The sequence below is a fragment of the Pseudomonas sp. GW456-L12 genome (genome assembly GCF_059424045.1).
This window is the reverse complement of record NZ_JBWKZA010000044.1, coordinates 30,877-40,175: the sequence shown is the minus strand read 5'-3', so window position 1 is coordinate 40,175 and position 9,299 is coordinate 30,877. Positions and strand designations below refer to the sequence as shown.

Sequence of the window (9,299 nt, the reverse complement as noted above, 5' to 3'; positions counted from 1 at the left end):
CTTCAGCGGCGGCGGTGGTAGTTTTGGCGGCGGCGGATCGTCAGGCGGCTGGTGACTAACAATAATCGATGAGTATGGGAAGACATGGCACTACTGAGTGAGTACGAACAACGGCAGGTCGCCGAGGCGATCGCCCGGGTCGAACAGCAGACCGATGCCGAACTGGTCACCGTGCTGGCCGCCCGCGCCGACGACTACGCCTATATCCCGTTGCTCTGGGCCAGCCTGCTGGCGCTGATCGTGCCGGGCGTGGTGCATTACGCCACCGGTTGGATGAGCATGCACCTGTTGCTGCTGGTGCAATGGGTGACCTTTATCGTGCTCTGCCTGGTGTTTCGCATCCCGCGGATCACCACTCGCCTGATTCCGCGTTCGGTACGCCACTGGCGCGCCTCGAACCTGGCCCGCCGCCAGTTTCTCGAACAGAACCTGCACCACACCGTCGGCAGCACCGGGATGCTGATCTTCGTCTGCGAAGCCGAGCGCTATGTGGAAATCCTGGTGGACGAGGGCATTTCCAGGCGTCTCGACGACAAGACCTGGGACGCCATCGTCCAGGCCTTCACCCAGCAGGTGAAGCAGGGGCAGACCCTGCAAGGCTTCATCAACTGCATCGAGGCCTGCGGCGAACTGCTCAAGGTGCATGTGCCGGTGACCCATGTGCGCAACGAACTGCCCAACCGCCTGGTGGTCCTGGCCTGATTTTCCCGCTCCTGTAGCCGCTGCCGCAGGCTGCGATCGGCCGCAAGGCCGTGGCGTTCTGAAGATCGCTGGAGGTCCTGCGGACCTTGCGCAGCCTGCGGCAGCGGCTACAGGAGGCCCCATCGCCTGGAATTCTGCGCCGCCGGGTAAATAACTCCGTGCCCCGGCGGGCCATCCCCCCTAAAATACCCGCCATTCCCCGATTCACACCCCGCATCGCCCGAGGCACCTTTTACATGTCTGCAACCGCAACCCCCGCCAGCCTCGCGCCGGATCATCACGCCCAGTTTCTCGAACTGCTGGAAACCAGCCTGGCGCAGAACGCCTTTATCAAACTGGTGCTGGCCAAGCATGTGGGGGCCGAGGCGGATTTGCAGCGGCTGATCATCAAGCAACTGACGGTCAAGGAGCAGCTGTGCCTGTCCTTCGTCTACCGTTACAAGACCCGCGACATCACCAAGAACTTCCCCCTGGACGAAGGCGTGGCGCTGATCGCCGGGCTGCTGCCGGCGTCGTTCAAGAACGCGCACCTGCTGTCGCTCACCGATGAGGTGCAGCTCGAATACAGCAAGAAAGGCAAGAGTTCGCTGTTCAAGGGCAAGGCCCAGCAGCAGCGCGAAGTGCCGTCCGCCGAGCACAACCGCGAGAAGAACCGCTACCTGGAGCTGAGCCGGCCGTTCCTCACCGACCTGGGGGTGACCAACAAGCAGCACGAGCTGATCCCGGCGATGTCACGCAAGTGGAAGCAGATCAACAAGTTCATCGAGGTCTTCAGCCATGCGCTGAGCTCGTCGCCGATCGATCTGCAACAGCCGGTGCGGGTGGCGGACTTCGGCTCCGGCAAGGGCTACCTGACCTTCGCCATCCACGACTACCTGTGCAATACCTTGCAGGCGCAAGGGCAGGTGACCGGCGTGGAGCTGCGCGAAGACATGGTGACCCTGTGCAACGCCGCGGCGGCGCGCCTGGACCATCAGGGCCTGGAGTTCAAGTGCGGCGACGTGCGCAGCGTGGCGCCGAGCGAGCTGGACGTGATGATCGCCCTGCATGCCTGCGATATCGCCACCGACTACGCGATCCACACCGGCATTCGTTCCGGCGCGGCGATCATCATGTGCTCGCCGTGCTGCCACAAGCAGATCCGCCCGCAGATGCAGAGCCCGGCGCTGCTCAAGCCGATGCTGCAATACGGCCTGCACCTGGGCCAGCAGGCGGAGATGGTCACCGACAGCCTGCGCGCGCTGTTCCTCGAAGCCTGCGGCTACGAGACCAAGGTCTTCGAGTTCATCTCCCTGGAACACACCAACAAGAACAAGATGATCCTCGCGGTCAAACGCGCTGAGCCCCAGGACCCGGCGCAGCTGCTGGCGAAGATCGGCGAGCTCAAGGCGTTCTACCACATCAGCGAGCACTGCCTGGAAACCCTGTTGCGGGCCGACGGCTACCTGGGCTGAGGGTTGCCTGCTGCTGTAGGAGCGAGGCTTGCCCGCGAAAAACGATGACGCGATGTACGGATACGTTGCAGGCGTAGTACCGGGTTATTACCCGGCCCCGTGGATAGGGACTACCTTGAATACTCCTGTTTTCCCTTGAAGAGGAGTCATCTCCATGGCCGCGAAAAAAATCCTCATGCTGGTCGGCGATTACGTCGAGGACTACGAAGTGATGGTGCCGTTCCAGGCGCTGCTGATGGTCGGCCACACCGTGCATGCGGTGTGCCCGGACAAAAAGGCCGGGCAGACCGTGCGCACCGCGATCCACGACTTCGAAGGCGACCAGACCTACAGCGAAAAACCGGGCCATCAGTTCGCCCTGAATTTTGACTTCGCCAAGGTCGAGGCCGCCGATTACGACGCGCTGCTGATCCCCGGCGGTCGCGCCCCGGAATACCTGCGGTTGAACGAAAAAGTCCTGCAACTGGTGCAAGCCTTCGACCAGGCCGGCAAGCCGATCGCCGCCGTCTGCCACGGCGCCCAACTGCTGGCCGCGGCGGGCATTCTCGAAGGCCGCGAGTGCAGCGCCTACCCGGCCTGTGCCCCGGAAGTGCGCCTGGCCGGCGGTACCTACATCGATATTCCCGTGACGGACAGCCACGTCCAAGGCAATCTGGCGACGGCCCCGGCCTGGCCGGCGCACCCCAGCTGGCTGGCCGGTTTCCTCGGTTTGCTGGGCACCCAAATCATCCTGTAAACGGATGACTTGCCGGCGCTGCTTTTCTGTCAGGAAGCAGCGCCATCGTCCTACCCCTACAACCGAGGAGCGCCCAGCATGTGCGAGCTCTACGTCAAAGCCGACCCGATCCTCTACGAGTCCCGTTCGCGCTCGCTGCGTATCTGCGGGGTGGTCACCACCCTGCGCCTGGAGAACCAGTTCTGGGACATCCTCAGCGAAATCGCCGAGGTCGATGGCATGACCACCAACCAGCTGATCGCCAAGCTCTACGAAGAGGTGATGGACTACCGCGGCGAAGTGGTGAATTTCGCCTCGTTCCTGCGGGTCAGTTGCACCCGCTACCTGAGCCAGCGCCGCAACGCCACGCCGGAACTCAGCGTGGTCCGCAGCGCCACCAAATGACCCCGCACCCTGTAGCCGCTGCCGAGCCTGCGAGGCTGCGATCGACTTGGGCGGCACTCCGACGCAGTGGGCGCCAAGCCAGACAACACCCTACCCGTAGGAGCGAAGCTTGCTCGCGATGGACCCGAGAGCGCCACATGGGCCACTGAGCAGGCGGCATCGTTTCAGGCATACCGCGTGTCAGGTTTTACGGGGCTGGGCCCCGATCGCAGCCTCGCCAAGGCTCGGCAGCGGCTACAGGTGGCGCAGTTGGTGGGGCGGGTGCTCTCGCGATCACCAGAGCAGCGCCGAAGTGGGATTACTGGTACGACGGCAAGCCGGCCCGGGAAGAGTTGCCGGGCAGTGACGGCGGGCCGCTGATCGATATCGGCGAAACCCGCGATGGCGGTTCCTATCAGCAGCGCATGGGGCATATCGCCGTGTGGAACTCAGTGATGGACGAGCACAACTATCTGGTGCGGCGCTGGGGGATTTCCTTCGGGCGGGCAGGGTCGTTGGCAGGGGTAAAGGCTGAGGGCTAGAGCGCCAGGCGCGTCAGTTGGCGCAGGTCGGCGATCACCGCCGGGTTGCCCCCTTCGAGCACATCCAGGCGAATCTGCGCGATCAGCGATTTCAGCAACTCGGTCTGGGTCATCCGGGTCGTCTCCAGCAGGTGGGCGAGATCCTCGGCCACATAATGGTTCACTTTCAGCGACAGGCGCTTCATCGAACGGGCGGCAGGCAACTGGCGGGCCTCGACCTGCTCCGCCAGATACGCGGCGAAGCCGCTATGCACCTGCTCCAGACCAGACACGGCGGGTGCGCTGAAGTAGTAGCTGAAGAACAGTTTGCGCATCTGCACCCCGGCGTCCTGGGCCACGGAGTGCATCGCGGCATCCAGGACGTCGAGGTAGACCGCAGGCAGCCGCGCCTCGATGGAGGTCAGTTGCTGCTTGCGGGCGTCCTTGATTGCCGGTGTCGACTGGGGCGGGATGGCCACCGTGGTGGCGCAGTGGTCGCAGACTCCCACCAGGATCTCCCGGGCCTGGCCATGCCCATCGCTGAAAGGGACGTCGCGACGGGTGTAGGTGATGCCGACGACCTGTTGGCAATGCTCACAGAGCGCCTTGCCCCGGTCGCCCTGCAGAAAAAGTTTCATGGGGTGCCCTCATCGGTGAACGCTGATGAACCACGCATCGGGTTCGATAAAGTAGAATTTGATGTACCAGCCTGCCTTTTTCAGCACATGGACCGCGATGCCCGGGACGCTGTGATGTGCGCTGCAACTGTGGTCCGTGCCCTTGCAGGCGCTGATGACCTCGATCAATTGCCGGGCCGAGACCTCGCCTGTGGCCAGCAGGTTCTTGATCTCGATCGAGCCACGCGCCGCATGCAGATAGTTTTCCGTTTGCAGCGCGCTGATCAGGTCTCTCCGGACCTGCCTGAAGCCTCTGTCCATGATGCTTTCTCGTTTGTACGATACTTGTCGTACGAATTCAACAGGAAATCAACTGAAAGCGCCCGAAGGCATCCCTGTGGTTTTCAGGGGGAGATCGATCTTAGCCCGGCAGGAGCGGGCAGGAGGGCTTGGCTAAAGGCTTGCAACACATCCTTGGCGGCCAGCGGCAGGTGCGGGCGATCTGCATGCTGCGGTGCATCGAGTACACCGCAGCCGGATGCAGTCAGAAGAACCGGGTCACGCTGATCTTGGCGTTACGCCCAAGGCTGGAGGCGTTTTCGCCGCTCAGGGGCGGGCGGTAATCGCGGTTGAACATGTTGTCCAGGGTGAAGTTGACTTCCGTGCCCTTGAGGTACGGCTGCTGCGGTTTCCAGTTGGCGAACAGGCCCTGCACGTTGTAGCGGTCGTTCTCGTACTGGTCCCAGTAGGAGTCGCCCAAGGCGCTGGCCGGGCCGCTCGGGTAGACGTCGCTCGGCACGCGGTCGGTCTGGCGTACCCACTGGCCCTGCCAACCTACCTGCGCATCCCACTGCGGGATTTTCACCCCCAGGGTGGCGACCCACTTGCGCGGCGGAATGTCCCGCGCCCAGACATTCGGCCCCCAGGGATTGGTGTAGGCGCCTTCATGCTTGCCGGTGATCCAGGAGTAGGACAGCGAGCCGAACAGGTAGGTCGAATCGTAGAAGCTCTCGACCTCGAAGCCCTTGATGGTCAGGTCGCCGATATTGCGGTAGACCCCGATGGTCGGCTGGTTGCACACCTGGCCGATGTTCTTGCCGCTGCTCAGTTGCTCGGGGCAGCCGATCCCCAGGTTCTTCATGATTTCGTCCTTGATCTCATTGCGGAACACGGTGGTGCGGATTTGCACGCTATCGGCATCGCTGAACACATTGGCGAAGCTGGTGATATTACCGGCGCGCAACGCGGTGATGCGCTCCGGGTCGAGGTCGCGGCTGGTGGCCGAGCGGGTAGTGCCGGGCGCCTGGACTTCGTATTGCTCGTCGATCACTGGCGCGCGCCAGGTCTTGCTGTAGTCGGCGAACAGGGCGAATTGCGGGGTGACCGTCCAGAACGCCGACAGCCGTGGCGACCAGCCGGTGTAGGTCTTGTCGCCATAATCGTGGCCGACCACCGGGTTGGGGCTGTTATAGACCGGCGCGTCGTTTTTCTGCCCACGGTTGCGCACATGGTCGTAGCGCAGGGACGGGGTCAGGGTGAAGTCGCCCAGGGTGATCGCGTCCTGGATATAGAAAGCGTTGTTGTCGACCTTGCCATGGGGCATGAAGCCCGGCTGGTAATGCCCGTTGTTGTACTTGGGCACCTCGTAGGTCTTGCCCGGCATCCACATGTCCACCTCGCGGGTGTGCTTGCGGATCTGGATGCCATGGGTCAGGGCATGTTCCAGCGGGCCAGTGTTGAAGCGGCTGGTGTTTTTCAGCGAGAGGATCCTGTCCTCGTAACCCACGGTGATCTTGCGTCCACCGGAGGCGGGCTGGGTGTAGGCGTTCGGGCCGCGCTCGTCGGTCTGGTCGGTCTTGGAATCGGAGTACTTGGCCTCGAAGTCGATCCACGGGTTGTCCAGCGGCGTGTACTGGTACTTGGCCTGCCAGGTGGTGTCGACGGTATTGCGCTGGGCCAGGAAGCGCCGTGTGGCGCCGTCGTAGCCGTACTTGTCGATATCGCTCTGGGTCGGTGGCGTCGGGTAGCTCTTGGCCGAGAAGGGCGCCCAGATATCGCTGTTGGAACGCATGTAGCTCAAGCCCAGGCGATGTTCGTCGGTCAGTTGCATGTTCAGCTTGAACAGCTCGCCGTCCAGGTCCTGGGCGGTGTTGGGCAGGCGCTTGGGGTTGATCGGGTAGGCGTTGCGCGGGTCCGGCTGGGCGCTGGCCAGCTTCATGTCGTCGCCGTCGCGTTTGGTCCAGTAGGCCAGGGCATCGAAACGCCGGTCCTCGGTGCGTCCGTACACCGCGCCGGTGTAGGCCTGCTCATGGCTGTTGCTGCTGTAGCCGTACTTGAGCATGGCGCCGCTGTCGCGGCCTTCCAACAGCAGGTCGGGGGCGTCCTTGGTCTCCATGTGCACGGTGCCGCCGAAACCGCCGTTGCCGGTCTCGGGCGAGTGCGGGCCCTTTTCCACTTCGATGCGTTTGATCAGTTCCGGCTCGATGAAGATCGAGCCCTGCTGGTAGCGTTCGAAGCCGCTCTTGGTCGCGCCGTCGACGCTCATCGGCACGTCTTCGGCATCGCCCAGGCCCCAGATGTTGATGGTCTGGCCGCCGGGCTTGAGCGAGCCGCCGAGGCTGACGCCGGGCAGGGTGGCGATCAGGCTGGGAATGTTGGTGGCCTGGTGGCGATCGATCTCGGCCTGGTTCAGGGTCGAGCGGCCGACCGTGGCGGAGTCCACTTCCAGGCCGCTGCCGATGACGCTCATGGCCCCCAGTTGCAGCGCCGAACTGCGGGTGCTGCTGTTTTCCGCGGGGCGCACCACGTAGGTCTTGTCGACCTTGACCAGGCTGAACTCGCTGCCGCCCAGCAATTGCTGGATCGCCGCCTCGGGGCTGAAATCGCCCTTCAGCGCCGGGGCCTTCACGTTGCGCAGCAACTCTTCGTCGAACAGCAGCTGGATCTTCGCCTGCTGCGCCACCTGGCTCAGCGAGGCCGCCAGCGGTTGGGCGGGCAGGGCAAAGTTGAACGATTCGACTTGAACCTGGGCCTGGGCCTGCAGGCTGAACGCCAGGCAGGCGGCGAGCAGGGTCGGACGCGAACAGATGAGCTGCAAGTGATAAGGCGCGCGAAACATGAAATCCCCCGGAGCGGCGACAAAGGCCAGAAAAGGTGTGCGTAAACAACGCAGACCGGAGGAAGACGCGTCAGCAAAATAAAACCTCATATGCGAATGCAAAATATTCGCATATGGGTTTCAGCGTCGGGCTTCGATACGCACGCGGCCGTCGGCCAGGGCCACGGTTTTCACCGGGATCAGCGCCGGCAGGGCCTTGATCAGGGCGTCCGGGTCCTGCACATCGAGGTTGCCCGAGACCTTGAAGTTGCCCAGCGCGCCATCGGCCAGCAACACCGGCTGGCGGCGATAGAGGTTCAGCTCGTCCACCAGGCTGGCCAGGTCGCGATTGCGAAAGGCCAGGTGGCCGCCGCGCCAGTCGGCGACCTCGGCGACGTTCACCGCCTGTTCCCGCAGGGTGCCGCTGGCGTAGTCATAGATGCCGCGCTGGCGGGCGCCGAGCAGCAGCGAATTGGGCTTCTGCGCGTCGGGAACGAACGCCACCTGGCCGTGGGCGACGCTGACCACCAGTTGTTTCTCACCGCGGCGCACATCGAAGCCGGTGCCGACCACCCGCACCCGGGCGTTGCCTGCATGCACCCACAGCGGCCGTTCCTTGTCGGCGGCGGCTTCCAGGTACAGCTGGCCCCGGTCCAGATAGAGGTTACGTTGCTGTGCGCTGAAGTCGATGCGCAAACGGGTGTTGGCGTTGACGTACAGGGTGCTGCCATCGGGCAGGTTGAAGCTGCACATGCCCGTGCTCTGGGCGGCGATCTGTTGCGAATGGATCGCCGGCGGGGCGCCCAGCTCGATGGCCAGCAGCGCGCAGACCAACGCGGCGGCGACCGACAGGGCCGGGCGCCAGCGCGGCTTTTTTCGCACTGGCAGCGGCGTTGGTCGGTTCAGTGGTTCGAGTTCGGCCAGGTCGGCCCACAAGCGCTCGAACTCGGCGTAGGCCCGGGCATGGGCCGGTTCGCGGGACCAGGCCGCAAAGGCTTCGCGCGTGGCCTGGCTGCGATCGTCGCGATTGCGGGTGAACCAGACGGCCGCCTGGGCGTCGATGCTGTCGATCTCGTCGGTGTCGCTGTGGCGGGTCATTGGGCTTGCTCCTTGCCGTGTTCCTGTTCCAGGCGCTGTTTGCAGTGCAGCAGGGCAAAGGCGATGTGTTTTTCCACCATGCTCAGGGAGATACCCATGCGTTCGGCGATCTGTGCCTGGCTCAGGCCTTCGAAGCGGTGCAGCATAAGGGCTTCGCGGCGGCGCGGCGAGAGTTCGGCGAGCACGCTCTTCAAGCGCTCCAGGCGTTGCAGGCGCTGGGCCGCGGGCAGAGGCTCGTGGTGTTCATCGGCCAGTGGCTCGGGTTCTGCTGCATGCGGTTCGTGGTGCACCTTGTGCCTGACCTTCTGCCGGCGCCAGTGATCGCGCAGCAGGTTGCGCGCCATCTGGAACAGAAAGGCGCGGGGTTGTTCGACCTTGGCCCGGTCGCGGTAATCGAGCCATTGGGTGAAGACGTCCTGGGTCATGTCCGCCGCATCGCAGGCGTTGTCCGTGCGTTTACGCAGGTAATGCAGGATGTCCGCATAGAACCCGCGGACGGGGTCCGCCGAGGTGGGGTCGGGCTTGAAGCGAGACATGAAAATCCTTCGCAAGTACTGCCGGGCAGAAAGGTCGCGAATGATATCGAGAATTATTACTATTTGTCTGCATGAGTTTCGCGTCATGAACCGGATGCGATTTTTCCTGTCTGATGCTGCGTGCCTCAGCAACACACCCCAAACGCTGGTAAACCGGCAAAGACAGGCTTTAATC

At 63.6% G+C, this 9,299-nt stretch carries 9 protein-coding genes and 1 pseudogene; 5 read left to right on the top strand and 5 right to left on the bottom strand.

Annotated elements, in window-relative coordinates; translation table 11 throughout:
- Nucleotides 1-84 precede the first annotated feature (84 nt).
- The 5 genes and pseudogenes from AC07Y9_RS30180 to AC07Y9_RS30160 form a co-directional block, all read left to right on the top strand.
- Nucleotides 85-702 (top strand): TPM domain-containing protein, encoded by a 618-nt coding sequence (locus tag AC07Y9_RS30180; protein ID WP_007927435.1) that lies wholly within the window; start codon nucleotides 85-87, stop codon nucleotides 700-702.
- 236 nt (nucleotides 703-938) lie between these two features.
- A complete protein-coding gene (locus tag AC07Y9_RS30175; RefSeq protein ID WP_102681257.1) occupies nucleotides 939-2,156 on the top strand; it encodes a class I SAM-dependent methyltransferase in 1,218 nt (405 codons plus the stop codon).
- A gap of 154 nt (nucleotides 2,157-2,310) precedes the next feature.
- On the top strand, nucleotides 2,311-2,892 hold the full coding sequence (locus AC07Y9_RS30170; RefSeq protein ID WP_102681258.1) for a DJ-1/PfpI family protein: 582 nt from the start codon (nucleotides 2,311-2,313) through the stop codon (nucleotides 2,890-2,892).
- A gap of 78 nt (nucleotides 2,893-2,970) precedes the next feature.
- Nucleotides 2,971-3,276: a ribbon-helix-helix domain-containing protein gene (locus tag AC07Y9_RS30165; RefSeq protein WP_102681259.1), complete on the top strand. Its 306-nt coding sequence runs from the start codon at nucleotides 2,971-2,973 to the stop codon at nucleotides 3,274-3,276.
- A 208-nt stretch (nucleotides 3,277-3,484) separates the two neighbouring features.
- Nucleotides 3,485-3,797: pseudogene (locus tag AC07Y9_RS30160) on the top strand (signal peptide prediction); the annotation flags it as partial.
- Here the strand turns inward: AC07Y9_RS30160 and AC07Y9_RS30155 are convergent.
- The 5 genes from AC07Y9_RS30155 to AC07Y9_RS30135 form a co-directional block, all read right to left on the bottom strand.
- Nucleotides 3,794-4,414 (bottom strand): hypothetical protein, encoded by a 621-nt coding sequence (locus tag AC07Y9_RS30155; RefSeq protein ID WP_102681260.1) that lies wholly within the window; start codon nucleotides 4,412-4,414, stop codon nucleotides 3,794-3,796. The pseudogene AC07Y9_RS30160 and the gene AC07Y9_RS30155 sit on opposite strands and share 4 nt — an antisense overlap.
- A 9-nt stretch (nucleotides 4,415-4,423) precedes the next feature.
- Nucleotides 4,424-4,714, bottom strand: a complete 291-nt coding sequence (locus AC07Y9_RS30150; protein ID WP_173679813.1) for a hypothetical protein — start codon at nucleotides 4,712-4,714, stop codon at nucleotides 4,424-4,426.
- Nucleotides 4,715-4,937: 223 nt separating this feature from the next.
- Nucleotides 4,938-7,511 carry a TonB-dependent receptor gene (locus AC07Y9_RS30145; protein ID WP_102681261.1) on the bottom strand — a complete coding sequence of 858 codons (2,574 nt, stop codon included), beginning with the start codon at nucleotides 7,509-7,511 and terminating at the stop codon, nucleotides 4,938-4,940.
- A gap of 120 nt (nucleotides 7,512-7,631) precedes the next feature.
- Nucleotides 7,632-8,588, bottom strand: a complete 957-nt coding sequence (locus AC07Y9_RS30140; protein ID WP_102681262.1) for a FecR family protein — start codon at nucleotides 8,586-8,588, stop codon at nucleotides 7,632-7,634.
- Complete coding sequence (locus AC07Y9_RS30135) at nucleotides 8,585-9,124, bottom strand: RNA polymerase sigma factor (protein WP_007922251.1); 540 nt, start codon at nucleotides 9,122-9,124, stop codon at nucleotides 8,585-8,587. Before AC07Y9_RS30135 ends, AC07Y9_RS30140 begins: the two co-directional genes overlap by 4 nt.
- Nucleotides 9,125-9,299 lie beyond the last annotated feature (175 nt).

Coding starts and splice junctions, on each gene's coding strand:
- AC07Y9_RS30180 (WP_007927435.1), top strand. CDS start 85: ATGGCACTACTGAGTGAGTACGAACAACGGCAGGTCGCCGAGGCGATC.
- AC07Y9_RS30175 (WP_102681257.1), top strand. CDS start 939: ATGTCTGCAACCGCAACCCCCGCCAGCCTCGCGCCGGATCATCACGCC.
- AC07Y9_RS30170 (WP_102681258.1), top strand. CDS start 2,311: ATGGCCGCGAAAAAAATCCTCATGCTGGTCGGCGATTACGTCGAGGAC.
- AC07Y9_RS30165 (WP_102681259.1), top strand. CDS start 2,971: ATGTGCGAGCTCTACGTCAAAGCCGACCCGATCCTCTACGAGTCCCGT.
- AC07Y9_RS30155 (WP_102681260.1), bottom strand. CDS start 4,414: ATGAAACTTTTTCTGCAGGGCGACCGGGGCAAGGCGCTCTGTGAGCAT.
- AC07Y9_RS30150 (WP_173679813.1), bottom strand. CDS start 4,714: ATGGACAGAGGCTTCAGGCAGGTCCGGAGAGACCTGATCAGCGCGCTG.
- AC07Y9_RS30145 (WP_102681261.1), bottom strand. CDS start 7,511: ATGTTTCGCGCGCCTTATCACTTGCAGCTCATCTGTTCGCGTCCGACC.
- AC07Y9_RS30140 (WP_102681262.1), bottom strand. CDS start 8,588: ATGACCCGCCACAGCGACACCGACGAGATCGACAGCATCGACGCCCAG.
- AC07Y9_RS30135 (WP_007922251.1), bottom strand. CDS start 9,124: ATGTCTCGCTTCAAGCCCGACCCCACCTCGGCGGACCCCGTCCGCGGG.